Raw genomic sequence first — 22,732 nt, 5'->3', positions numbered from 1 at the left:
TTAATACAGTATATGTAATGGTAGGTTCAATGGTTTGGACATGTGCAATAGATTACTTTCCTGTTTTTAAAAATAAATGGACACCCAAAATGAGTGCCCATTAGAAGGTGCAAGATGTACTACAGAAGGTGGTTATTTATTATATGTACTTAATGTTCAATTGAATTGGACAAAAGATGATTTTGAGAAACAAAAGAGTAAAAAAGAGAGATAAGACACAAACTATGCTTCAAAGGAGAGATTATTTTATGAATGAAAAAGAATGGAAACAAAACGTTAACAATGCTTTACATATGAATAAACAGAAACCTTCGGATGATATAACCGCAAGTATTGATGAATTGAAAAAAGAACATGAATCAGAGTATGTCTTTCTTTATTGGGAAACTTAAGAGTAAAGGTGGTTATTATATTTGAGATAAAATTTGAAGGATAAACATTTGGACAAAAATATTTATATAAAAGATGGCAAGAGCTATTCCATAATGAACCTTTTTAAATATTAACAAGGAAAGAGGAAGAAACATGAGGATAAATGGTAAAGCTGTTAGCATTTTGAATCAACTCCGATTAATATCAACTCATCTTTTTATTGAATCTGATAAGGAATAGTTTAAACAAATGTAATGGGTATTATGTAAGAAAATTTTAAAAGTATATTTCGGAGGAGTGCAAGGACATGACAGTTTTGGTAAAGGCAGAAAATTATTTATCCTTGCACTAATAACTCATATACCCAAGTACGATTTGAATAAAACATCTAAGTGATAGACAGTTAGTTGTTAATCAAAGTATGCTTGGAGCTTTTCAATAAATAAAAACCACTAGGAGTTATTTTCCTAGCAGCTGAGATAAACGTTCACTTTTCTCTTGATTTCTACAAGGTAGTTAATGAGAACAATATTGAAAATAGAGGCAAGAAGAGTACTGCCAACAAGCATCCATATAATTGCGAGAAGTTTTCCATTATGATTTTTACCCATTTTGTAGCTCCCTTTATATGTAATGATATTTTAGTTATAACCAATCGTTAGTTAAATATGTGTAACAAATGTGATTTTATAAGTTACAGAGTAAGAAATATGTTTCGGGGGACGGTACAAGGAAATGAATGCTAGTCTAGTCACTGACAATTGAAATTGAATTATCCTTGTACCTGGATTTATTATGTCCAAACTCTTTAAATTGATTCATTTCATAAAAAGACTACCTACTGGAAGGTAGTTCACATATTTATATTCAAAGGAGACTTGATTTAATCTATTCACTTGTCTTTAAAAGTGTTCCAAGCATTCATGTAAGGAAATTTGATAAGCGCAGTATTTCCTTGTTAAATCTAAAGAAATAAAAAAGATAAACAGATTAAACGGTTTTATCTTTCTCTAGTAATTCAATAATTTCGTCAAGTTTTTGTTTGGATTTATTAGAGCCTTTAGGTTTCTTTGTAATTCGAAAATAAATAAAAAATAAACAAGCAGAGACAACAAATAAAAATGTAATAACAACAAAAATGGTTTTTATTAGTTCAACTAGAGGATAACCATTATCCAAATTAATACCACCTTATATAAATCTTGGTTAATTATACTATTCCATTTTAAGATCATTAGTTAATAAAAAAAATGAGCACAGAATTTGTGAAAGGGAAAAAATCCTTAAGAGCACACCATGGGCAGCATCTTAAAGATCCTTTTAGAGACTAGACTAATTTCGACTTACTTAATTAAGTAAGTAAATTTATTATAAATATCTGATCTCTACAATTTCTAAACAAATTAGGCAATTTGTTTCCTCTCATCGTCGACAGGTTCCACCCATTCCGGCGTACCTGCAGTGATTGCAATGTGTTCAAACCAACTATCTTTTGCAGTACTATGCCAGTGTTTTACACCATCATGGGTGACAATAAAATCGCCAGCTTTTAAGAATTGAGCTGGTTTCCCTTCCTCTTGGTACCAGCCTTCGCCACCAGTTGCTAATAAAAGTTGAAATCCATCACGATGAATATGCCAGTTATTTCTTCATCACAAAAGAGCAGAATAATAGTCTGCTCACAACTAACCTATCTTTTTTCGGAAATTAAGTCCATAGTTTGTCTATATTTTACGAAAGATTTGGAAAAAGTTTCAAAAAATAACCATTAATTTTTATTAGGAGGTTCGATAAATGGAAGATATTAAATTTCAGGTCACTAAGAATATCTTGTGGGATAACTGGGGACAAATTTGTAAAGGTAAAGGGAGACTTGATGATAAAGGATCTTTAATTTATGCGAGTGCTGAAAGTCTATACTATCCTGGAATATCTGATTCAATACCAGTGGCTTTAATAAAGCTGTTGGAAACACAAGAGTAAATATGTTTCGGGGGACAGTGCAAGGATTGCTAGTTCCACCATCAATATAAGAAATTGGCTTTGCTTGCACTATGTAGTTAACATACCCGAACTTTGCTATTAACGAAACATGTTGAAAATTCAACTTTATAAGGGGGTACAAGGTAAAGGTCGCTAGTCTAATTAAAGGGAATCAAAATTAGTCTAACCTTGTACCAATAGTCATTCTGCCCAAATTGAGATAATTAATACGTTCATAAAAAAAGACTACCTACTGGAAGGTAGCCAAAGTCTCAGACGTTTTGCGAGCCCGATTTATAGTATGTAGCTAGCTGAAGAAGGTTCCAAGATGTTTGATAAAAATATCTAAGTATTAGGAAGATCGATTTATTAATCAAAATAAACATATGGTTCGAGGGCAGTACAAGGAAATGACTGCTAGTCTCCCAGGAGGAAATCGAAATTGGCTTTTCCTTGTACCAATAATTATTATGTTTAAATTTCACAAACTTATTCATATCATAAAAAAAGACTATATCTTACATTGGTGTAGAAAGGGCTTTATTAGCGATGTTTACATCATTGTTAAGCAATTTATTTAAATTATACGAAGGATAGTAGCCTCTTTTATACATATAGTTGTAAATTTTCGTATGTGTATCGATGGCTCGTAGTAGTTGCTGGGTTAGTACATTTCTTAGAGAAGGTGTTGCTGTTTCAGTAATTGCAATAGCATAGTTTCTGACAGAAGTTTTTGCTAAACCTAATAAATCTCCAGAATAAAATGGTAAGTTATCGTTTCGTTCTTCATCATTCCGTTCAGGTTTTGGTGCCATAGGATAAAAATGAAGAAGTTCCCTAATATTTTTACTTATTCCATTAATAGATTGTCTATATAAATCTTTTAATTCAGGATCGGTAATCTTACGATATGCTTTTTTTAATTTAATTAGCCCAATTGATTGAAAAGCGACTAATTCATGGATTTCCATTGTTTCATGCCATGCAAGATGTTGAGGGGAGCGCGAATAACTTTGTTCCATTTAACTTACCTCCTAAATAATACTCTTTATAACTGTATTCAAGATGAAGGAGTTGGGACTTTGTTTATTCAATTTTAGGCTTATACTATTTTTAAAATTAATAAGAAGCAAAATAAGCATTTTGTTTCGTAATAGACAGAATACAATTAAAGTGGAGAGTTAGAAATCCTCTCCACTTCGTAGCTAAAATACTATTCAGTAAATGAAATTGGTGAACCAGTTGAAGTATGTTCATTAATCCAGTCAAGAGATACTTTTGAAACGGTAGACCAATCAGGTATGTGTGCTTTGTGTTGTTCCACCCAACTCATGCAATATTGTGAGTCTATATTCTGTTCCTGGCAATGTTCTAGGAATGATTGGATATTTGACTCGGTACAGTTTTGCCATGTTCCACAAGTGTTATTAAATATATTTTCCATCTTCTTTTGAATAGTAAGGTCGTTGATACTAGACATTATTTTCTCCTCCTTTTGTTAATATACAAATCAAGATTTTAGCACTGCCAACATTCAGTTTGTCCAAAAGTTGTTAATTTATGATTTCAATATTAGAAATGAACAATTTGAAAATTTAATGAAACAAAATGATAGGAGAGTTTAATAATTACACTATTAATTTTATAAAAAAGCCTATACCTCAGAGAAGTATAGGCAAGAAAACTTAATCAGTTTTTAGCTTTGAATACATGTTAATGTCAATAAATTCCCCTTTTAATTTTTCGGATTTTCTAAGGGTTCCTTCAAATGTAAAGTTTAGTTTTTGTAAAACTTTAATGGAATTGAAGTTCTCTGGAGAAACCTTGGCTTCTATCCTATTAAAATTTAAAGTTTCAAATGCGTATTCAATTAGAACTGATAAAGCTTCTGGTGCATATCCTTTGCCCCAAAAACCTTTACCAATATCGTATCCAACTTCTGCTTTTACATTTTCAAAATCTAATGAGTTGTATCCACAAGAACCAATGATTTCATTCGATTCCTGTTCGATAATGGTAAAGCGAGTAGCCCTATTTTCTTGAGAGAGTTTATTAAAAAGATTGATCATATCTTCTACTTGGCTCTCATCAGTAAAATTATCGATGTTCATAAACGAGGTAACATCAGGGTCAGACCATATTTTAAACAAGCCAGATGAATCAGTTATATTCATTTTTCTTAAATGCAATCTTTTGGTATATAAATCAGTATTCAATAATTTTCCCTCCATTTTTTATATTGCTAATTGAGTTGAAAATATTGATATCTGCGCATAGTTCATTCCCTTCGGATACTAATGATACAAATTTTTACATTAACAACACTAAAGCAATAGTTTAATTATGTCAAATTTTCAAAATATAATAAAACAAAAGGTAGATTCTGCATAGTAAACTCTAAATAAATCAGAATAACTGTAAAAATATGTTATTATTTAACTAATTTAAGATAAATTAAAGGAAGGTGTCATTATGTTTTTAAATTTACAAACAGAACGTCTAATTCTTCGTCCATTTAAACTCGAAGATGCCCCAAGAGTTCAGGAATTAGCAGGAGACAAAGAAGTTGCTAAAACTACTCTAGGTATACCTCATCCTTATCCTAGTGAGGCAGCAGAAAATTGGATTAAGAACCATCCACAGTTAATAAAAAATGGTGATGTTTATCCATTAGCAATTGTTTTAAGAGATAACAGTTTAGTAGTCGGAACTATGACATTAAGAGTTGATAAGCAACATAATAAAGGAGAATTAGCTTATTGGGTCGGTAAAAATTATTGGGGAAATGGTTATGCGACAGAAGCTGCTAGAGCAATTATGAACTTTGGTTTTAAGGAACTCATCCTCAATCGAATCTGGGCTATGGCACTATCTAAGAATCCTGCTTCCATAAAAGTTATGAAAAAAGTTGGAATGGAAATAGAAGGAACATTGAAACAGCCTATTCTTCAAGCAGAAGTATATGAAGATGTCGAAGTGTATGGAGTTATTAAATCAGATTATAGATACTAGTGAGCGAATGGCAATGAAGGTTACTAGCTGTACAGGGGGAGTAACCTGAGCCTAGCATTATTGTGCACGATCGTCACGGGAATACAATTGGTGAAAATCTGATGCAAGGTATGGTGAAACAATGGCCTGCCGTTTCCGCACGTAACACCTTAAAGGCTGTATTTTTTATGTCCTTTTATCCATAATTAAATACATTTTAGGAATATAATAGTTAATATTTTTAAAGGAGAGAGGGACTGTGAAAGACTTAGTAAAATTTTTGTTAGTGTTTGTACTAGCTCTTAGCGTTATATTGCCTTTATCTAGTCCAGTAGCAGAGGCAAAGCAAACTAGTTATTTGATGAATACTAAAAAGTTATACACGTATAAACAGGGTGCTGCTTCTGATAAGTCAGCAACCTCATACACTCTGGAATTTTGGAAGAAATCTAATGGCTACAATCATTGGAGCACTATTCCTGAAGATTCGATTATAGAAGGTTTTGGATTTGGGGAACATGAAACAAAAGACGGGCTATACACGAATGATATAAAGATCTTAGCCTATCCTGTGAAAAAGGGGAAGAGTTGGAAAGATGGAGATTCCAATTATGAAATTAGAGCTGTAAACTGGACTATTACAACACCTGTAGGTACTTTTAAGAATGTGATAGAAGTAAGAGAGACTTTGAAAAAATTAGGATACCGTACATCCTTTTATGCTCCTGGTGTAGGGTTGGTTTTAGAAACAAGTAAAACTAAACATACTAAAGGTAAAACAATAACAGATCTTACCTTAGTTAAATTAAAAAATAAATAATCAGCATAGGGACGTACCTTTTAGGTATATCCTTTTTATTTGGATAACTAACCTGGTGACGTGAGGTTCAGACAAACTTATTATAACCTTAGAAATGCTCCGTACCGAGCGGGGCTATTTACATCTTTTTTAATAGAACTTTAAATAAACTTTAACTTCATCCTATATAATAATGATGGGAAAAAAAGCTTTAAAGATCTGCTAAAATAAGTTAAAAAAATCATTGTGCATCATCTAGCACATCCAACATGGGGAATTAAAGAAATTCATGACTATCACAAAAAATCGAATGGTTGGGATGGAATAGGATATAGTTACTTTGTCCCGAAAAACGGAGGTGTGCAGCTTAGACGTGGGCGGAACGTAGGAGCATGTTGTAAAGGTATGGGTATGAATAATCAGTCGCTGCGTTATGCTCCAAGGTGATTTTGATAAACAAATACCAACTGAAGCACAGTATCGTGATGGGGCAAAACTAATCGCTCAATTACTGCGACAAGAAGAGTTACAGATCAATGATGTTACTCCACATAGAGAATTTGATGCGAAAGTCTGCTCTGGGAAGAACTTTGATATGAACGAGTTGAAGCAATACGTTTGAGAGAAATTGAATCCAAATGTAAAAGTAACTGTTCAAGAAGTTATTGTTTCTAACTCTGTTCAAAATGCAATCAATAATTTAGCGGTATATGGAATCATGAGCAAAGATTGTAGGGTAACAAAAGACCATGGGATTACTCTTATTTCTATGCTTAATGGACTAGTAAAGGCTATTAAAGATGGCAAGTTAAAAGTTGGTAATTAACACCTATTCTCTTAAATGTTTCTTATTGGTAAAATTATATCAATCCCTAAGTTTTTTATAAAAGTCCCTCTCATTTGAGTAGGGGGCTCTTTTGTTTTATTAACACTTATTGTCTCCTCTATAATTTTTCTTTCAAATGGAACAACTCATTCAATCTCACAGATCGTTAACCTATTTTCATGATACAATTTCAAAAGTAATTCGATTTCTGCATTAGATAGTTGAGTTTCCCACACTTGTATGATCTCCTATAATTAATTACTTTAAATGTACTCAGTTAGAGGAAGAAAGGGAAATCGTTAAGATTCGATTTTTGGCCCTTAAAATAGTGGAAAAAGGGTCTTTTTAATGTGAAAAGACTGTTATCGATCCCAAATAAGTGAAAATAGCACTGAAAATATAATGTTACTATTTATTTATAGATTCTAGGGTCGGTCACGATTGTGCTGTCTCAAAGGAATATTTTCAAGTTTAAAATACTGCTGGCTGATGAAAATTTGGTATACTGAACTTCTAAAGAAAGACTTCTTATTTATTACATATTCATAAATTTAGGTGGTTTTGTGGATCAGTTAAGGGAGGAGAATTGTTGAAGAAGGTCCTGTCTTGCTGAATTTTCATATATAATTTAAGATTTTGGAGAAGGAGGAGAAGTATGGATCAAAGTTTCTCTGAAAAGACTTATCAATCACTTATACAAAGTGAAGAAATGTATCGTCAAATCATTGAATTCTCAAAAGAAATAATTATCATACATTCTGACTATAAAGTATTATGTATAAACCAATCTGGTGCAGATTTTTTAAGAGCTTCTAAGGAAGACATAATTGGGGCAGGTGTACTTGATATTATTTTGAAAGAATATAAAAAGGTAATAGAAGAAAGAATACAAAAGGTGGTTTCAGAAAATGAACCTGCTGGACGTATTGAACAAACAATATTGAGATTAGATGGTACATTAGTTGATGTAGAAATTTACTGTTATCCGGTTATATTTGGTGATAAAAAAGCCATTCATTCTGTGATGAGAGATATAACAGAAAAAAAAGAAATAGAAAGAAAGATTAATGAAGTATCTTCCCCTGTAGTTCCTTTGTTAGCTGATATTGCGGTTCTTCCTTTAGTTGGTTCTATAGATAATCAAAGAGCTATACATTTGTTAGAGGACCTTCCATCAAAGATTCAGGAACAAAATATTCAATGTTTAATTATTGACTTTTCAGGTATTTATAACTTCGATGAAGTAGTAGCTGATTACTTATCTAAAGTTAATTCTATTATGAAACTACTTGGTGTGAACACTATTATTACTGGAATACGCCCTGACCTTGCAGTAACTGTAACTAAACTTGGAGTGGATCTTCTCTCGATGCAAACAATGGCTACTGTAAAGCAAGCTTTACATTTCCTTGGGGTTAAATATGAAAAGTAATATTACATTAAATGAAAAAGCAGGCCCAAGCCTGCTTTTTTGTTTATAAATTAGGAACTATTATTGATTTTCTTCTATTTTTGAGATTCTATTTGATTTAATAGAGTATTTTCTTTATTTCTTAAGAATTGTTCAATTTCTACAGGTAATGAATCATAGCCACCTGCTTCTTTAATTTTAGCTGCTCTATCTTTTAAACGGTTTAATGTTTCAAAGCGTTGTTTTGCACTCTCAATATCATTTTTTATTAGATCATTACTGATCACATTTAATAGACGATATTGTGAAATTTCATAGATTGTGCGTTCAATTGTCATTTTTGCAGGTGTAACATAGTACTCATTCATTTCGGCACGATTTTTAGCACCTGAAACTTGACCAATTCTTTGTTGAGTTAATTTCAACTGTTTTGTAACATGATCATACAATTGATTCATAGTCTCAATTTTCCCTGAATCAATAGCTTCTTCATATGGATAAACTCGTAGATCAAGAATATTTCCTTGTAGTAAAGCTTCAAATACACGTAAATTTGAATTGATACTAATTGGAAGTTCTTCATAACCGCCAGCTTGTTTAATTGTTATTGCTTTCTTCTTTAATCTTTCAAGTTTTGTCATATTACTTTCAGCTTTTGATACTTCTTCATTACCTACTAGCTCTGCGATTTGATAAAGTAAACGATATTGTGAAACTTCATAAATCACACGTTCAATTGTCACTTTTGCAGGAACTACATATGTTTTAGTAAGTTTTGTACGATTAGTAGCTCCTGGTACTTTGCCAATGTTTTGTTCAAGCGTTTTAATTCCTGTAGCTAAATGATCATAGTAAGTATCAATCATATCCATATCTTCATCTTTAATTGCAGAATTTAATAAAGAATTAATTGCTTTTACTTTTTCTCCTTGTTTTACTGCTACATCATAATTTGAAACACTTTGAGCAGAAACAGAGTGTTCAATATTGAAAAAAGTGATTGGTGTACAACATAAAATACCAATGAAAACAAATGAAATAATTTTTTTCAAAAACATTTCCTCCAATTATTATTATTTTTAACCAAGAGATAAGTATAAATAAACAAATATAATTCTATCAATATAAAATAATTTACTCTTATGTATTTTTTTAGCTTACTAATATAAAAAAGGGAAATAGAGATCATGTTTTTGGTTTCTTAAGCTTATTTTTATGATATTCCCCAACATGAAAATCCCAGAATTGACTCGTTTTCTAGCTTGATAAAATGTCCATTATGTTTACTGATGCTATAAATCTACCTATAAATATGGATTTTTGGTAAATTTTAATAGTTTATAGTAAAGTTTTGATCATTTATGATAAAAAGTGATAATTTGTAATGAATTCTGGTCAAGATTTTGTTGTGACAATAAATGATTTTTTATTAAGTTAACATCTTTGATAATTCAATAAAGAATTCCAATTTCACTCCTTAAATATTGATCATAATACAATTGAAAAATTAGATAATGTTAATGGGGGTAAAAATGGGAAGAATAATCATTTTATTTATTAGTTCATGTCTATTATTGGGTATTTCCTTTAGTCCAATGTTTAGTATTATTCGTGAATTTTGGATTGATAAAAAAGTGACGGAACGTTATGAAATACATCAAGCTTATCAAGAGTACGGTTCTGACAGTCATCTAGATGTTCAGGAACTAATAATTGATAATAAAAATATAAAGATAAGGGAAGAACAGACTGGCAGAAAAGCACCTCTTCCTTATTGGGAAGAGACTGAAAACATGGAACCTGAAGACATAGTAAAAATACATTTTTTAATAAATGATAAAGAAATCTCTACACCTGATGAGATATGGCTGTCTAACGAAGATAAGGGAAGCAGATATTTTTCATGGCTGGATATATTCAATGTACATGATTTGAAGACTGATGAGAAACAAATAAAAATTATTCAGAGGCTGAAGGGTATGACGAGTATCAACGAGCCAATGGAAGGTATGAAATGGAAAATAATAACGATAAGGGAAGATGGAAAGGTGAGTGAAAAGATATTAAGTTACTCTCATAGAAGTGATGATCCTTTAGCTGTACAACTTATAAATTTTGCTACTATTTCACCAATGAATATAGGATATTATTCTGATATTACTCAAGGTTATGTAACCTATTTTTTTCCTCTTTTCTATCCTATATTTACAACATTATGTGGACTTATTTTGCTGATAATAGCTCTAATACTACTTTATAAAAGACATAAGTGATATTTACATTAATAGTTAATTTTATTTTATAAAAAGAATCTTTTCTTGAACTGCACCCCAATTGTTAGACAAAAAATTTAACTTTTGGGGTGTTTCTTTATGTCAAAATACTCGACTGAGTTTAAATTAAAAATAGTTGAACATTATTTACAAACGAAATGTAGTAAAAAAAGCCTCGCTAGAATATTTAATGTTTCTCGTAGCGACGTACAAAAGTGGATTGCTTTATACGAAAATCAAGGGGTTGAAGGCTTTGTTTCTGTCTATACAAACTATACCGTAGAGTTTAAACTAGGTATACTAAACTTTATGATTGAAACGGGTACGTCTCTTATAGAAACAGCTGCGATATTTAATATTCCAGCACCTTCCACTATTCTAAGATGGAAGAAACTTTTAGAGGAACAAGGAGTAGATGCCCTTCAATCAAAGAAACGAGGGCATCCATCCATGAAAAAGGAAACAAAGAAAACACAACTAACAGAAGGGTCACAAGAAGCATTACTCGCTGAAATTGAGCGTTTACGTATGGAGAATGCCTATTTAAAAAAGTTGAATGCCTTAGTTCAAAAGGAGAGGCAATCACAGAACGCCAAAAAGCACAAGTAATCTTTGACTTTCGGAAAGGATTTTTATCAAAATTATTTTGATTTAGGCGACGACAAATATTTATCTGATGGAATTCCTGGTTATTTGAAAATGGTTATAGTTTGTTTTCATCAGAGTATAGAGTTATTTAACAAGAAGTTGTTAATAGATATTGATCAAAAGTTAATAGTAGACGAGAAGTCTTTAGAAGAATATGAGAGTGCTTTAAAGACTAGTGAAGAAAATGGACGTGCATTTAGAATTGAGGCATTTCTTATGTCTGAATCCTATAATTTTAAGACAATAGATTACTCTAAAACGATTGATCTTGTAAGGGATAAATTTAATTTAAACAAAAACGAGGTAAAGGTCTTATCCGATTTGGGCGCTACTCGAAATAGAATAACTCATTTTGGTATGGATAAAGTATTAGATTTCTACGAGGTTTTAAGAACTATTAATGATTCACTAGCATTGATTGTCGGATTCTATTACAAAAAACTAAAGTCTAACAGACAGATTTCAATTTATTACAGCAATATCTTTCAAGAACTAAATGAGCTTTTGCAGCATGCTATTAAGGTTGAGGCTGATATAATACAAAACCATCCTAAAAAGGATGGTTAGGGAAAAGGGATAAAAATTTTTATAAGATATGTTTAAGTTTATGCATATCCTGTGTAAAGTCTGTTAATTCTATTTCACTTTTATCTTGCTGCTGGAGCCGTCGTTGTAGCTGTTCTGGCTCCTAATTCCTGATCTAATAATAAAAGGGCAGAAGGGTTACCTCCAGCAAGTCTAAGTCGATCAATAATTGTTTTCGCTTGTGCTTCCTCATCTATTTGCTCTCTTAAAAAATCTTGTATAATTACAGCAGCCTGCGGGTCTGTTTGATTGACATAGTTATAGGCTTGACGATAAGAATTTGTAACAAATTGTTCATGAGCTAATACTTTTTGAAAAGTCTCTAGCGGTGTACCAAAGTCGCTTGGCTGAGCAGCGAGACTGCTCAGTTGGACAGTACCATCCCGATCCACAACAAAATCAATTAAGGTAAGCATGTGTGTTCTTTCCTCTTCTGATTGCAATCTTAACCAGTGAGCTATACCAGTTAAGTTTAATCTCCCCATATATGCAGACATGGCAAGATATAAAGTCGTTGATACATGTTCAATTTGAATTAACTTATTAAATAACCTTTGAAGTTCCTCATTCATGTCCTCTATGCTCCTAACTCCAAAATGTTTTATTCTTATAGTATATAAATATTAATGAAAATGTTTCGTCATTTTATATTAGGAAATTTACAGGATAAATGACTCAGCAACATAAAGAAATAAAATAATGGGTATATACCTATTCATGCTATTTAATATTGCATATCATTTATAAGGTAAGAATTAGGTGATTTAATTACCCGATTAGTAAAATATGAGAGGATGGAGAAAAATGTACTTTTTTCCTTATAACAATCCGTATCAATATCCTTATTATGTAAATATGCCGATGAATAACTATACAAGACAGTCTGATTACTGGGATTATCCAGCAGAGAAATATGCAAACAGATTTAATACATTTAGATTACCTAATAGTAATAGAAATACTTCGTTAACAGATTATGGACCCAAACCATTTGTTATTAATATTAATGAGGTAACTAAACAAAACAATACGTTTCGTACCGCTTTATGGACAGGAACACATTTACAAGTTACATTGATGAATCTTAAAGCTGGCGAAGATATTGGTTTGGAAATACATCCTGACGTTGATCAATTCTTACGCGTTGAACAAGGTCAGGGAATTGTTCGAATGGGTAGCAGGAAAGATAACCTTAATTTCGAAAGAAGAATCGCTGATGATTCTGCGATAATGATACCCGCTGGAACATGGCATAATGTAATTAATACAGGTAATAGCCCACTAAAACTTTATTCCATATATGCACCACCGCAACATCCACGTGGAACCGTTCATGTAACAAAAGCAGACGCAATTGCTGCGGAAGAAGGCAGCAATCAGGGCAATGGAAAACTAATATTTGGTAGGACTCCAGACGAATGGGTGCAGTACACAGAATTTTTGGTAAATGAAGGATTAGAGGATGTTAAAAGGGGAATTAACGCCTTACACATTCTTCAAGAATTTATTCTAATGGGCGTACTTGTAGGGAAAGGATATTCTCCTGAAAGAGCCTATGAAACAGTAGAAGAATGGGAACGTACAGGAGAATCTAAACTTCTTCAGCAAAGCAAAAATATGTAGAAATAGAAGTAAAAGCATATAGTTAAGGGAAGGTGCTTATTGAACTAACGGGTACTTTTGTTGAAGAAGGAACAAAAGATGATCAAACTTTTTTATAAAAGAATCATTCAATTTAACATAAGAAGAGTATGTTTTGATTAATCTTTTTTTCAAAACATGCTCTTTTTTGTTCGTTTATCAAGGTTAATAACATTATTTTAATTAAAATTTATTTCAAAGCTACATGTGAGGAAATAAATAATCCTTACTGAGTAAAAATATTTGCATTTTGCAAATTTATATTATATAAATAATGTAAGAGATGAAAAAATAATATTTTTATTTTACAAATTGTTATTCTATAAATAATATGAGAGGTGAAAATAATGGAAAATCTCCGTGAAATATTTCAAGTTATGACTAGACGTTTTGGTTTCTTAAATAAGAATTGTTGTACTGTTGGAGGTTATGATATTTCTCTCATTCATAGTCATATTCTTTATGAGATTGATAATCAGCACAATCCCTCAATGCAGCAAGTTGCTGAAACCTTGGGAACTGATATCACTACATTTAGTCGTCAAGTACAATCATTGGTTAAAATGAATTTAGTTAAAAAATCTCCTCTTCCAGAAGACAAAAGAATATTTGTGTTGTCGTTAACAACTGAAGGGAAATTTATTGCAACTACAATTGATGAACAAATGAATATGTACTTGAATGAGGTTTTTGCTAATATGAATGAATTTGAAAGAGAGACTGTAGTTAGATCTATTAAGTTATTAAATGATGCGATGGTGAAAACGCGTTATTGTTGCACACCCCCTATGAGGTGATGCCTCATAATTAATACTTGTAAAACACAAGTAATTTCATCAGGGTAAATACTTGCATCTTGCAAATAATTTCCATGAAATAAAGACTTGTGATATACAAGTTATATAAAAGGAGAGTTTAATGACTAAGGTATGGGATGTTATTGTTATTGGCGGTGGTCAGGCAGGCTTAGCCGTAGGTTATTATTTACAGAAAAAAGGTCTTAATTTTTTAATACTGGAATCAAAAGAAAAAGCAGGGGGTTCTTGGCCCCAATATTATGATAGTCTCAAGTTATTTTCACCTGCTCGCTTTTCATCATTACCGGGTTTGAAATTCCCTGTTGATCCAAATAAATACCCTTCTAAATTAGAGGTAATTCAATATTTAGAAATATATCAAAAAAAATTCAAGCTACCGATATTAACAAACTCTAAAGTAATATCTGTAGAACGAAAGGAAAACAAATTTTCTATAATCACTACATTAGGAGAGACTCATCAATCTTTATCAATCATAAATGCAACAGGTTCTTTCCTTACTCCATATATTCCTGAAATCAAAGGTATGGACTCTTTTAATGGAAAAGTAATTCATTCATCTGAGTACCGTAATACGGATTCTTTTATTAATGAACGGGTTATCGTTGTTGGAAGTAGGAATTCTGCGGTTCAAATTGCTGTTGAATTGGCAAACGTTTCTTCAACAACATTAGCAGTACGTCATCCAGTAAAACTCATCAATCAAAAAATATTTGGAAAAGATCTGCACTTTTGGCTTAGAATTATCGGTTTTGATAGCTTCCCATTTCGGAAGTTTGGTAAAAGTGTTCCTATATCTGATGCTGTAATCAATTCTGATCGTTTTGAAGTTCCACTATCAGAAGGGAAGCCAAATCAGAAAAAAATGTTTACGTCCTTCTATTCCGATGGAGTTGTTTGGTCAGATGGAGAAAAGGAACGTGTAGATTCAATCATTTTTGCGACTGGATTTCGAAATGATTTTCCATATCTAATTAATATAGGAGCTTTAGATGACAATGGGAATCCACTACACTTAGCTGGTGAAAGTAAATCGGTTCCCGGTCTTTATTATGTAGGCTTAGAAGGCCAAAGATCTTTTTCTTCAGCTACATTAAGAGGGGTAGGACGAGATGCAAGTTATATTGTACAAAAATTAACCAAACATCTAAAAAATAATAATTAAAGAAAGAAGGAAAAGAGAATGACAAGTTCAAAAAATATACTTCTTTAACAGTTCTTCGTTTTCCATATGTATCACCTCCAGATTAGATGAGCTTCAACTATAATAGCATGAATCCCCTAGTTGATGGATGACTTTAAAAGAAGGAAAATATCTCCTTTTGTCGAAATGAGTAAAGGAGTCGTTATCCCTGTAGAACGGCTAACAAAAAGGGGTCGCAAACCTTTAATGAGGCTAATAAGATAGGGCTTGAAAGATTTCTGAGAAAGAAGATGTTTATTATGAAAATGAAAATGTGGTGGGTTATAAATATTGTATGGCTATTCATTTTTGCTGTCGGAGCAATATTTATTGGGGTAAGAAAAGTTGACGGTGCAGGGGTAGTTCAAACTCCTGAAATAAGAATGGTATCATTCGCTATTTTGGGTATTTTATTTATAATGGTTGTACTATTTCAACTAGTTTTCCTTTATTTTGCTAGAAAAAATATAACAAGATAATTCAACTAATAGTTATTTAAACCTAAAAAGAATTAAAAATATTTAAATCGAATTGAAAATATTATCTAAAGAATCTGTTACTAGAGACTTTGGGGGAAATAATGAAAGAAGTTAAAGCACTTCAAAATTGAGGTGCTTTTTTATTTGGAGGAAGTATTAATGCAGTGGTATTTAAAAGTATTAAAGAATTACATCGTTTTTAAAGGGAGAGCAAGGCGTAAGGAATACTGGATGTTTTTTCTGATTGATCTTATTATTTCTACAATACTTGAAAGAATAGAGACAGTTGGAGAGTTTGATCCATTATTAAGTGTATCTTATCATTTAGCTACTTTATTACCATACTTTGCTGTTGCAACTCGTAGACTACATGATACAGGAAGGAGTGGATGGTGGTTTTTAATTGGTCTTATTCCTATAATTGGTATCATTATTCTTATTGTATTTTTGTGTCAAGATAGTGAGCCAAATAGTAATAAATATGGATCAAATCCTAAACACTAGTTTTGGAATTTCATAATGATATTGAGAGCATCCTTTATGATGCTTCAGACTGTAGACAAACTCGATAAAATCGAGTTTGTCTACAGTCTGAGAGGCCTTAATAAAGGCCTTTTTCTATTTAAAAGGTTATTTATGTTAACTATTGATTATTAAATGCTTAGTATCAAAGATAAATAAACGGAAAATACGAATAGCAAACTCATAATAAATGACATTACTGCCGGTAGTTTCTTTAAGAATGAAATAATCACTAGAACTAAAAATAGGACAGCTAATAACATAAGAGAAATACTAGCGGAGTTAAATACTAGCTGTACAGTCATTTCAGGTTTAAACTGTCCTTGATACAACAATGTAAAAACTTTAGATACTGTTTCTTTTGTTAGGATAGTAGCGTGTGGGGGCGATTGTTCTCCTAATGCTGCTGTTGCTGAAAAAATAAGCAGGATTACGAGACTTTCCACTTTTGCCCAAGGTTTAGGATTAAAGCTTATGTCCTTTTTCAATTTTCTTTTTATTAAAAGGCTGTTGATTACTGCGTAAGATAGTAAAGGAACAATCAAAATATGTTTAATCAAAAGAGCTTGTCCATAAGGAATCATCCAAGAATTTGGATAATCTTTAAATTCAACAACAAAAGCCATGAGAATAAGACCTGTCACAATAGTAATTACAAAGCATGTAAGAGCAACAGGTGTGAACCATTTTAAGAAATTCAGCCAATTAGAATGGTTTTTTGAAAACCAGCTAACTACAATAAGGACTCCTATCCAAACGCTAACAGCAGTGAAATGAATTGTATGTGTAATAAATCCTTTTACCTCATCAAGAGAGGCTGCATGACTGGACCAACCCAGAGCAAGAATTAAAAGGAATGTAAAGAAAATTCCAATATATGCATATAAATTCTTTTTCCGATAATTAACCCAAGTTACAAAGATAAATAATAGATTTGAAACAATGTAAGTAAAAATCCATGCTTTTCCCACTTCAAATGAAAAAAGGACAGACTGTAAAGTTTTAATAAATCCATCATATGGAGCTAGGTATAAAATTAATTGTAAAACAGGAAAAGATGAAAAGATAGCTATCCCACCTATAGCTATCATTAAGATTCCTTTTTTTACGTTAATATCTGGTCGATGAGTGTTAGGTACAAGATAAATTAGAAAGCTTCCAATAAGCAGCGAGAAACATAGATATAATAATGCTTGACTAATGATTCCAATGAGAAGCATTTTCTATTTCTTCTTTCTCAAGACTAAAAAGAAGCCTCCGATAACAATAACAACTAGAACTCCTATAATGACAGGAATTAGTATATTTGATTGTGAGTTATCTAGTTGAGCATCCTTTTCTTCGGTTTCATTAACTGTACCTGTATTCTGATCTGTGTTCTTTTCAACATTAGGTTGAGTTTGTGGTTTTTCTTGTTCTTCCACAGGTGCTTCAGCAACAGGCAATGAGACTGAGAACGAAAACTTTCCATCAATTGGATGTCCATCAACACCTATAATTTTCCATCCAACTTGATAATCTCCATTTTCCAATGGTTTAGAAAAGTTTCCTACCAATTGATTACCAGACAATTGAATATTTTCAATAGGAATAGACTCTCCACTTGAAGTTTGAAGATTAAATGTACTATTTTGTTCTATCTTTGTTTCAAAGGTTAATGTGATCTGCTGCAACTCTTTCGTAATGACTTCTCCATTCTGTGGCGAAGAGCTTTCTAAACCAGTGTGAGCAAATGCATTATTAACAAATGCTACAAAAATAATAAATGTAAATAAAAGAACTTTTTTTATCATAAGTAACCTCCTAGTAGTGTTATCGGAATTATTTTAACAGATTATATTATAATACTTAAAAGAACATTAGAATGAATTTTAACAAACTTGTGAACTCACTATAGACTTATTTTATAAAATTACGAACGAATATTGTGATGATATCGATAAATCAGTGAAAGAATTTTATTTATAAATGATATAGGTGAGACCTCTTGTTATGACAGAGAAAAGGTCACTTATATAAGTATTTATTTAGCTGATTGAAACTCTTATTTAACTAATGAAACAGGTTAATTAAATAAGGATAATAATTTTTTGTTGGTATTTTGGGGATTGGTTGCACTATAAATCCGCTCCTAACACCATATATTAAGAAAGTTTTAATATATTAATAAGATTATTCTTAAGACTTTAAAGGTAAAGTAGAATTTTAAGAGATTACTACAGAGGACTGAAACAGTTATGAAAAAGATTATTAATTTTTTATTTTATACAATCTTGATAGGGTATCTTTTAATTCTATTAGATACTGTCTTTTTTTCTCGATTTGGTTCCAACTTTAGAAGTTTGAATTTAGTTCCATTTGATTCAATACATCGATATATTAATATTGATAATAGTGGAAGAATAAAATTAGTGGATATGAATATTTGGGCTAATATATTAATGTTTATACCTTTAGGAATTTATATAATGTTCTTTACGAAAAAGAAGCTGATGTTAAGAAATTTAGGAATAGTAGTATTATTTAGCCTTTTTATTGAAGTTAGTCAATATATATTTGTATTGGGTATTTCAGATATCGATGATATTATTCTTAATACTTTTGGTGGTTTTATAGGGATACTAATTTTTCAAGCACTATTGAAAATACTAAAAGGCTTAAATAAAACTAAAACAGTCATTACCATCTTATCTTCAATAGTAGGTATTCCTGTTATACTCCTTTCGATAATTCTTTATATAGCAAATAATTAATTTTAAAAAATTTATGTACAAAACTAAACCATTTTATGATACGAACAGGTACTTTAACTCAATAAACAATTTAAAGGATCTTCAATCAAAGATCCTTTAAATATTTAACAAAGAGGAGATTAATATTGAAAAAATTAAGAATAGCTTTATTGCATTTATTACCCATTGCGGGTGATATTAATAGAAATCAAAAGTTGATTGAAAAAGGAGTCAAACTAGCAGCTGATAAACATGTTGATTGGATTATAACTCCTGAATTAGCTGTTAGTGGATTACAATTTTCTCAAAAGATCGGGACAAAATGGATTAATCACCAACCAGATGAATGGATGATTAACTTTTTTTCTCTAGTTAAGTCTATAAATACTAATGTATTCCTTGGTTGTCCTGAAAGATCAGAAGATGGAGAACTTTATAATTCGGTATTTGTGATAAACAGGAACGGGAAATTAATAGGAAAACAAAGAAAGATCACAAATATTATAGATGATTGGTCTACATCTGGTGATTTTATTGAGCCAATAGATATAGAGAATGTTAAAATCGGTGTTTTGATATGTGCAGATGCTTACAATAAAAATATTGCAGATACATTATATTCTAAAGGAGCAGAGATTCTAGTTGCCCCGTCGGCTTGGGGTCCAGGAGTATGTGGGCCAAAAGGTGAGTGGGAGCAAAGATCTCTAGATACGGGACTATGCTTATTTGTTTGTAATCGTACGGGGGAAGATGAAACCGTTACTTTTTGGGAAGCGGAGAGTCAGATTATTAAGAATGGTAAATGTCTTCTTTCACATAAATCCAAACAATCTGCCATTCTAACTTTTGATTGGGATTTAGACAAAATGGATTTAATTTCTCATGATTTTGAAGTCGAATATATATCTTAGGTATTATTAATTTGAATATGTGTATAAGCAGGCACTCACTTTAAAATTACAAAAGTTGTGAATAAATACACTTAAAGTAAAGAGAAACTTTAATTTAATAAATAATTAAAAGGATCTTTTTTTTCAGATGTTTAAAATGTCATTTATGTAAACTAACAGAATGATATTGTAGTGGTGGTCTATATGACATATTAAGGGGGAAAAATGAAACTTTATAATCTTATATTTATTGTGATTTTATTATTAAATACTATTTTTAGTTTCAATTTTTTTGAATTTCCCATTTATTCGTATATTTGTTGGGTAATCTTTTTTACTGTTGGATTAGTTTTTTCGATTATGTCATTGAGAACATATCGTTCTAGAAAAAAGAAGATTTATCTCCCTATAATTTCAATTGTAGGTAATATAATCAGTTTAGGTCTGTGTTTTTTAGTTTTATTTATATTAATATTTGTGAAATATTTCATGGGACCACCTGCTTAAGATCAAAATGTTCTTTTTAGTAAAAAGAATAAACAATTAAAAGGATTTTCTATTAAGAGATCCTTTTTTCTTTCTTAAAATATGCTTTATGTTAACTATCTCATTGTTCAATTTTTAAAAGTGTACATAGCAGCTATTTATTACTGAACATTAGTAAGTGTCCAGAAAATGGATGATTGAAATGGCAAAATAAGCAGTACGAGATCGGGTTACAAAATTTCAGAAACAAGTTTTAGATAATGATTATATTGAAGATATTGAATGGACAATAGCAGTGGTATTAGGTGAAGTAGAAGAAGATGACTTAAAAGAGGAATTTAATTAAGGAAACAAAAAAGTAAAGATGTTTATTATATTTGAGCTAAGACTTGAAGTATAAACATTTGTACAAAAATATTTATATAAAAGATTGCAAGAGCTATTCCATAATGAACCTTTTTAAAAGTTAACAAGGAAAGAGGAAGAAACATTAGGATAAATGGTAAAGCTGTTAGCACTTTGAATCAACTCCGATTAATATTAACTCATCTTTTTATTGAATCTGATAAGGGATAGTTTAAACAAATGTGATGGGGATTATGTAAGAAAATTTAAAAGTATATTTGGGAGGAGTGCAAGAAATTGGCAGTTTCAGTAAAGGCAGAAGATTATTTATCCTTGCACATGTAGTTAACATACCCGAATTTGTTACTAATGAAACATTTTAAGCAGCCAGTTTATTAAAAAAGAGCCACTATTAATGGCTCAAAATTTCTTAGTATTTTTAATTTTTATAGAAGCTACCTCGCCACAGTTTTTACAAAATGTAAAAATAACGGGTGAACCATTAGTGAATATTTTATCAATTGGCCTGATGTTTGCATATCCGCTCATTTCACCTTTAGTAAAGGATTCACTTCCGCATGATTTACAAACTAATTCTTGCTGTGTCATAAACGATCTCCTCCGAAAAGTGTATGGTAATTTATACGTTTATTGGAGGAAAAGGTTTCAAAATTAAAAGTATTTAATTATCAGTAGTACTTCTATGTTAAAGAAACTGTTCTTTATATCAAAAAAATAAAAAAACGTGAATAATCCACACTTTGAAAATTACTGACGTTTTTTTAATTGCAAATTACCTTTATTAAATATAACAGTAGCATTGAAAGATTCATATAAAGCATAAATAGGATAACAGAAAGCTAGAAAGACAATTCCTGTAGGGATTTTCTCTACAATAGGAAAATAACCAGCTAGGAAATTCTGCACTTTAATACCTAACAAAATTAATAAAAGAATGATGATTATTGCTACTACAAGTAACAAGGGAGTCATCTTAGTCTCTTTAAGTTTTGCTCGACAGTGTGGACATTTCATATTAAAAGGTGTTGGAAAGTCCTCAAAATGCTGGATAGTAAGCGGCTTATGACAGCCAGGGCATGGTGTTGAAGTTTTCATGATGTTTTCTCCCTAAAGTAAGTTATAAATTGCACTTAATTATAAATATTTTTGATGAGAAAGTCATCCGAAATTTGAAGTGAATTAAGAATTACAAAAATTCCAAAAAAAGTTAACAAACAAAATGATAGTAATGTATACAAAATAGTAAGAAATAGACCCTTTTAAAAATAAATTATCAATTTAAATCAGGTGCTGAATTAGAAATAGAAAATAGTCTAATTCATGAAAAATTAGGATTTAAAAAAGGTTTATATATATATGAAGCGCTGAAGGATATATTTTATATGTAGATAAAGCCACGAATAAAAACGGGATATATGAACGTATTGAAACTTATCATAACAAAGTATGCAGTAAAGATTTTATACCTAAGGTAAGGAAGAATGGAAAACCTGGAAGAGATTATTTTTTACTCGATATGTTTAGAAAAAGATTTGGAGAAATAAATATATATCACTAAAGTGGGAAATGCGTACGAAGCTGTAGTAATGCTAACAAGAATATTAAAACTATTATACATACGTGAATATATTAAAAATAATTTTTAGGAAACACAAGGTAGGATGAGTTAAATATGAAAGGTCAATATGTATTAAAAGAACATTTATCCCAGCCTTAACGGGCAGTAA

At 31.0% G+C, this 22,732-nt stretch carries 29 protein-coding genes and 1 pseudogene; 19 read left to right on the top strand and 11 right to left on the bottom strand.

Features of this window, described 5'->3' with window-relative positions; all coding sequences use genetic code 11:
• The first annotated feature begins 76 nt into the window (after positions 1-76).
• Positions 77-214: a hypothetical protein gene (locus BFA01S_RS22780; RefSeq protein ID WP_169800447.1), complete on the top strand. Its 138-nt coding sequence runs from the start codon at positions 77-79 to the stop codon at positions 212-214.
• 34 nt (positions 215-248) lie between these two features.
• Positions 249-392 (top strand): hypothetical protein, encoded by a 144-nt coding sequence (locus BFA01S_RS22355; RefSeq protein ID WP_156483568.1) that lies wholly within the window; start codon positions 249-251, stop codon positions 390-392.
• A 447-nt stretch (positions 393-839) separates the two neighbouring features.
• Here the strand turns inward: BFA01S_RS22355 and BFA01S_RS22350 are convergent, their stop codons facing one another.
• From BFA01S_RS22350 to BFA01S_RS23210, 3 genes and pseudogenes are all read right to left on the bottom strand, one after another.
• A complete protein-coding gene (locus BFA01S_RS22350; protein WP_156483567.1) occupies positions 840-983 on the bottom strand; it encodes a hypothetical protein in 144 nt (47 codons plus the stop codon).
• Positions 984-1,362: 379 nt separating this feature from the next.
• Entirely contained in the window at positions 1,363-1,551 is a 189-nt protein-coding gene (locus tag BFA01S_RS08165) for a DUF4083 family protein (protein ID WP_066228205.1), read from the bottom strand.
• A 224-nt stretch (positions 1,552-1,775) separates the two neighbouring features.
• Positions 1,776-2,021, bottom strand: a pseudogene (locus tag BFA01S_RS23210) (cupin domain-containing protein); the annotation flags it as partial.
• A 145-nt stretch (positions 2,022-2,166) separates the two neighbouring features.
• On the opposite strand from BFA01S_RS23210, the gene BFA01S_RS08160 reads away from it, so the two are divergent.
• Positions 2,167-2,355 carry a hypothetical protein gene (locus tag BFA01S_RS08160; protein WP_066228201.1) on the top strand — a complete coding sequence of 63 codons (189 nt, stop codon included), beginning with the start codon at positions 2,167-2,169 and terminating at the stop codon, positions 2,353-2,355.
• Positions 2,356-2,873: 518 nt separating this feature from the next.
• Here BFA01S_RS08160 and BFA01S_RS08155 read toward each other — a convergent pair.
• Positions 2,874-3,377: a spore coat protein gene (locus BFA01S_RS08155; RefSeq protein ID WP_066228194.1), complete on the bottom strand. Its 504-nt coding sequence runs from the start codon at positions 3,375-3,377 to the stop codon at positions 2,874-2,876.
• 663 nt (positions 3,378-4,040) lie between these two features.
• A complete protein-coding gene (locus BFA01S_RS08145; protein WP_066228188.1) occupies positions 4,041-4,571 on the bottom strand; it encodes a GNAT family N-acetyltransferase in 531 nt (176 codons plus the stop codon).
• 256 nt (positions 4,572-4,827) lie between these two features.
• Between BFA01S_RS08145 and BFA01S_RS08140 the strand changes: the two genes are divergently transcribed.
• The 6 genes from BFA01S_RS08140 (at position 4,828) to BFA01S_RS08120 (ending at position 8,403) form a co-directional block, all read left to right on the top strand.
• Positions 4,828-5,367, top strand: coding sequence for a GNAT family N-acetyltransferase (locus tag BFA01S_RS08140; RefSeq protein WP_066228185.1), 540 nt, complete (start codon positions 4,828-4,830; stop codon positions 5,365-5,367).
• A 238-nt stretch (positions 5,368-5,605) separates the two neighbouring features.
• Complete coding sequence (locus BFA01S_RS08135; protein ID WP_066228182.1) at positions 5,606-6,166, top strand: hypothetical protein; 561 nt, start codon at positions 5,606-5,608, stop codon at positions 6,164-6,166.
• Between the two features lie 225 nt (positions 6,167-6,391).
• Complete coding sequence (locus tag BFA01S_RS22775) at positions 6,392-6,592, top strand: peptidoglycan recognition protein family protein (protein ID WP_169800446.1); 201 nt, start codon at positions 6,392-6,394, stop codon at positions 6,590-6,592.
• Positions 6,579-6,767 carry a peptidoglycan recognition protein family protein gene (locus BFA01S_RS08130; RefSeq protein WP_066228179.1) on the top strand — a complete coding sequence of 63 codons (189 nt, stop codon included), beginning with the start codon at positions 6,579-6,581 and terminating at the stop codon, positions 6,765-6,767. Before BFA01S_RS22775 ends, BFA01S_RS08130 begins: the two co-directional genes overlap by 14 nt.
• Positions 6,768-6,773: 6 nt before the next feature.
• Positions 6,774-6,971 carry a hypothetical protein gene (locus BFA01S_RS08125; protein WP_066228177.1) on the top strand — a complete coding sequence of 66 codons (198 nt, stop codon included), beginning with the start codon at positions 6,774-6,776 and terminating at the stop codon, positions 6,969-6,971.
• Between the two features lie 655 nt (positions 6,972-7,626).
• Positions 7,627-8,403 (top strand): PAS domain S-box protein, encoded by a 777-nt coding sequence (locus BFA01S_RS08120; RefSeq protein ID WP_174521587.1) that lies wholly within the window; start codon positions 7,627-7,629, stop codon positions 8,401-8,403.
• A 74-nt stretch (positions 8,404-8,477) separates the two neighbouring features.
• Here BFA01S_RS08120 and BFA01S_RS08115 read toward each other — a convergent pair whose 3' ends face one another.
• The gene (locus BFA01S_RS08115) at positions 8,478-9,434 is read right to left on the bottom strand and encodes a hypothetical protein (protein ID WP_066228174.1); all 957 of its coding nucleotides are present in this window, start codon (positions 9,432-9,434) and stop codon (positions 8,478-8,480) included.
• A gap of 480 nt (positions 9,435-9,914) precedes the next feature.
• On the opposite strand from BFA01S_RS08115, the gene BFA01S_RS08110 reads away from it, so the two are divergent.
• The 3 genes from BFA01S_RS08110 (at position 9,915) to BFA01S_RS08100 (ending at position 11,870) form a co-directional block, all read left to right on the top strand.
• Positions 9,915-10,655 (top strand): hypothetical protein, encoded by a 741-nt coding sequence (locus BFA01S_RS08110; protein WP_066228172.1) that lies wholly within the window; start codon positions 9,915-9,917, stop codon positions 10,653-10,655.
• Positions 10,656-10,754: 99 nt separating this feature from the next.
• Positions 10,755-11,264 (top strand): IS3 family transposase, encoded by a 510-nt coding sequence (locus BFA01S_RS08105; RefSeq protein WP_066228169.1) that lies wholly within the window; start codon positions 10,755-10,757, stop codon positions 11,262-11,264.
• 3 nt (positions 11,265-11,267) lie between these two features.
• On the top strand, positions 11,268-11,870 hold the full coding sequence (locus BFA01S_RS08100) for a hypothetical protein (protein ID WP_066228166.1): 603 nt from the start codon (positions 11,268-11,270) through the stop codon (positions 11,868-11,870).
• Between the two features lie 80 nt (positions 11,871-11,950).
• Here the strand turns inward: BFA01S_RS08100 and BFA01S_RS08095 are convergent, their stop codons facing one another.
• The gene (locus BFA01S_RS08095) at positions 11,951-12,460 is read right to left on the bottom strand and encodes a ferritin (RefSeq protein ID WP_066228163.1); all 510 of its coding nucleotides are present in this window, start codon (positions 12,458-12,460) and stop codon (positions 11,951-11,953) included.
• A 214-nt stretch (positions 12,461-12,674) separates the two neighbouring features.
• Between BFA01S_RS08095 and BFA01S_RS08090 the strand changes: the two genes are divergently transcribed.
• The 5 genes from BFA01S_RS08090 (at position 12,675) to BFA01S_RS08070 (ending at position 16,513) form a co-directional block, all read left to right on the top strand.
• On the top strand, positions 12,675-13,511 hold the full coding sequence (locus BFA01S_RS08090; RefSeq protein ID WP_412758796.1) for a cupin domain-containing protein: 837 nt from the start codon (positions 12,675-12,677) through the stop codon (positions 13,509-13,511).
• Between the two features lie 365 nt (positions 13,512-13,876).
• Positions 13,877-14,326, top strand: coding sequence for a MarR family winged helix-turn-helix transcriptional regulator (locus tag BFA01S_RS08085; protein ID WP_066228158.1), 450 nt, complete (start codon positions 13,877-13,879; stop codon positions 14,324-14,326).
• Between the two features lie 121 nt (positions 14,327-14,447).
• Positions 14,448-15,512: a flavin-containing monooxygenase gene (locus BFA01S_RS08080; protein ID WP_066228156.1), complete on the top strand. Its 1,065-nt coding sequence runs from the start codon at positions 14,448-14,450 to the stop codon at positions 15,510-15,512.
• Between the two features lie 278 nt (positions 15,513-15,790).
• Positions 15,791-16,009, top strand: a complete 219-nt coding sequence (locus BFA01S_RS08075; RefSeq protein WP_066228153.1) for a DUF3923 family protein — start codon at positions 15,791-15,793, stop codon at positions 16,007-16,009.
• A 159-nt stretch (positions 16,010-16,168) separates the two neighbouring features.
• Complete coding sequence (locus tag BFA01S_RS08070; protein WP_066228151.1) at positions 16,169-16,513, top strand: DUF805 domain-containing protein; 345 nt, start codon at positions 16,169-16,171, stop codon at positions 16,511-16,513.
• Positions 16,514-16,662: 149 nt separating this feature from the next.
• Here the strand turns inward: BFA01S_RS08070 and BFA01S_RS08065 are convergent, their stop codons facing one another.
• Together BFA01S_RS08065 and BFA01S_RS08060 are read right to left on the bottom strand one after the other, a co-directional pair.
• Positions 16,663-17,751 carry a copper resistance D family protein gene (locus tag BFA01S_RS08065; protein WP_066228149.1) on the bottom strand — a complete coding sequence of 363 codons (1,089 nt, stop codon included), beginning with the start codon at positions 17,749-17,751 and terminating at the stop codon, positions 16,663-16,665.
• A 3-nt stretch (positions 17,752-17,754) separates the two neighbouring features.
• The gene (locus BFA01S_RS08060) at positions 17,755-18,324 is read right to left on the bottom strand and encodes a copper resistance CopC family protein (RefSeq protein WP_066228148.1); all 570 of its coding nucleotides are present in this window, start codon (positions 18,322-18,324) and stop codon (positions 17,755-17,757) included.
• Between the two features lie 444 nt (positions 18,325-18,768).
• Here BFA01S_RS08060 and BFA01S_RS08055 point away from each other — a divergent pair, with 444 nt between their 5' ends.
• Together BFA01S_RS08055 and BFA01S_RS08050 are read left to right on the top strand one after the other, a co-directional pair.
• A complete protein-coding gene (locus tag BFA01S_RS08055; RefSeq protein ID WP_066228146.1) occupies positions 18,769-19,284 on the top strand; it encodes a VanZ family protein in 516 nt (171 codons plus the stop codon).
• A 125-nt stretch (positions 19,285-19,409) separates the two neighbouring features.
• Positions 19,410-20,174, top strand: a complete 765-nt coding sequence (locus BFA01S_RS08050) for a carbon-nitrogen hydrolase family protein (RefSeq protein ID WP_066228143.1) — start codon at positions 19,410-19,412, stop codon at positions 20,172-20,174.
• Between the two features lie 1,230 nt (positions 20,175-21,404).
• On the opposite strand, the gene BFA01S_RS08040 is transcribed toward BFA01S_RS08050, so the two are convergent.
• Both BFA01S_RS08040 and BFA01S_RS22770 read right to left on the bottom strand, forming a co-directional pair.
• Positions 21,405-21,593, bottom strand: a complete 189-nt coding sequence (locus BFA01S_RS08040) for a hypothetical protein (RefSeq protein WP_066228138.1) — start codon at positions 21,591-21,593, stop codon at positions 21,405-21,407.
• Between the two features lie 159 nt (positions 21,594-21,752).
• Positions 21,753-22,100 (bottom strand): hypothetical protein, encoded by a 348-nt coding sequence (locus tag BFA01S_RS22770; RefSeq protein WP_066228132.1) that lies wholly within the window; start codon positions 22,098-22,100, stop codon positions 21,753-21,755.
• Between the last annotated feature and the right edge of the window lie 632 nt (positions 22,101-22,732).

The sequence above is a fragment of the Metabacillus fastidiosus NBRC 101226 genome (genome assembly GCF_001591625.1).
In the GTDB taxonomy this organism is placed as follows: Bacteria; Bacillota; Bacilli; order Bacillales; family Bacillaceae; genus Metabacillus; species Metabacillus fastidiosus.
The sequence above is the reverse complement of the archived record's forward strand: the minus strand, read 5'-3'. Positions and strand labels throughout refer to the sequence as shown.

Bases quoted from the DNA above. Each gene is read 5' to 3' on its own strand.
- BFA01S_RS22780 (WP_169800447.1), top strand. From the start codon at position 77: ATGGACACCCAAAATGAGTGCCCATTAGAAGGTGCAAGATGTACTACA.
- BFA01S_RS22355 (WP_156483568.1), top strand. From the start codon at position 249: ATGAATGAAAAAGAATGGAAACAAAACGTTAACAATGCTTTACATATG.
- BFA01S_RS22350 (WP_156483567.1), bottom strand. From the start codon at position 983: ATGGGTAAAAATCATAATGGAAAACTTCTCGCAATTATATGGATGCTT.
- BFA01S_RS08160 (WP_066228201.1), top strand. From the start codon at position 2,167: ATGGAAGATATTAAATTTCAGGTCACTAAGAATATCTTGTGGGATAAC.
- BFA01S_RS08155 (WP_066228194.1), bottom strand. From the start codon at position 3,377: ATGGAACAAAGTTATTCGCGCTCCCCTCAACATCTTGCATGGCATGAA.
- BFA01S_RS08140 (WP_066228185.1), top strand. From the start codon at position 4,828: ATGTTTTTAAATTTACAAACAGAACGTCTAATTCTTCGTCCATTTAAA.
- BFA01S_RS08130 (WP_066228179.1), top strand. From the start codon at position 6,579: ATGCTCCAAGGTGATTTTGATAAACAAATACCAACTGAAGCACAGTAT.
- BFA01S_RS08120 (WP_174521587.1), top strand. From the start codon at position 7,627: ATGGATCAAAGTTTCTCTGAAAAGACTTATCAATCACTTATACAAAGT.
- BFA01S_RS08110 (WP_066228172.1), top strand. From the start codon at position 9,915: ATGGGAAGAATAATCATTTTATTTATTAGTTCATGTCTATTATTGGGT.
- BFA01S_RS08105 (WP_066228169.1), top strand. From the start codon at position 10,755: ATGTCAAAATACTCGACTGAGTTTAAATTAAAAATAGTTGAACATTAT.
- BFA01S_RS08095 (WP_066228163.1), bottom strand. From the start codon at position 12,460: ATGAATGAGGAACTTCAAAGGTTATTTAATAAGTTAATTCAAATTGAA.
- BFA01S_RS08090 (WP_412758796.1), top strand. From the start codon at position 12,675: ATGAGAGGATGGAGAAAAATGTACTTTTTTCCTTATAACAATCCGTAT.
- BFA01S_RS08085 (WP_066228158.1), top strand. From the start codon at position 13,877: ATGGAAAATCTCCGTGAAATATTTCAAGTTATGACTAGACGTTTTGGT.
- BFA01S_RS08080 (WP_066228156.1), top strand. From the start codon at position 14,448: ATGACTAAGGTATGGGATGTTATTGTTATTGGCGGTGGTCAGGCAGGC.
- BFA01S_RS08075 (WP_066228153.1), top strand. From the start codon at position 15,791: ATGAAAATGAAAATGTGGTGGGTTATAAATATTGTATGGCTATTCATT.
- BFA01S_RS08070 (WP_066228151.1), top strand. From the start codon at position 16,169: ATGCAGTGGTATTTAAAAGTATTAAAGAATTACATCGTTTTTAAAGGG.
- BFA01S_RS08065 (WP_066228149.1), bottom strand. From the start codon at position 17,751: ATGCTTCTCATTGGAATCATTAGTCAAGCATTATTATATCTATGTTTC.
- BFA01S_RS08060 (WP_066228148.1), bottom strand. From the start codon at position 18,324: ATGATAAAAAAAGTTCTTTTATTTACATTTATTATTTTTGTAGCATTT.
- BFA01S_RS08055 (WP_066228146.1), top strand. From the start codon at position 18,769: ATGAAAAAGATTATTAATTTTTTATTTTATACAATCTTGATAGGGTAT.
- BFA01S_RS08040 (WP_066228138.1), bottom strand. From the start codon at position 21,593: ATGACACAGCAAGAATTAGTTTGTAAATCATGCGGAAGTGAATCCTTT.
- BFA01S_RS22770 (WP_066228132.1), bottom strand. From the start codon at position 22,100: ATGAAAACTTCAACACCATGCCCTGGCTGTCATAAGCCGCTTACTATC.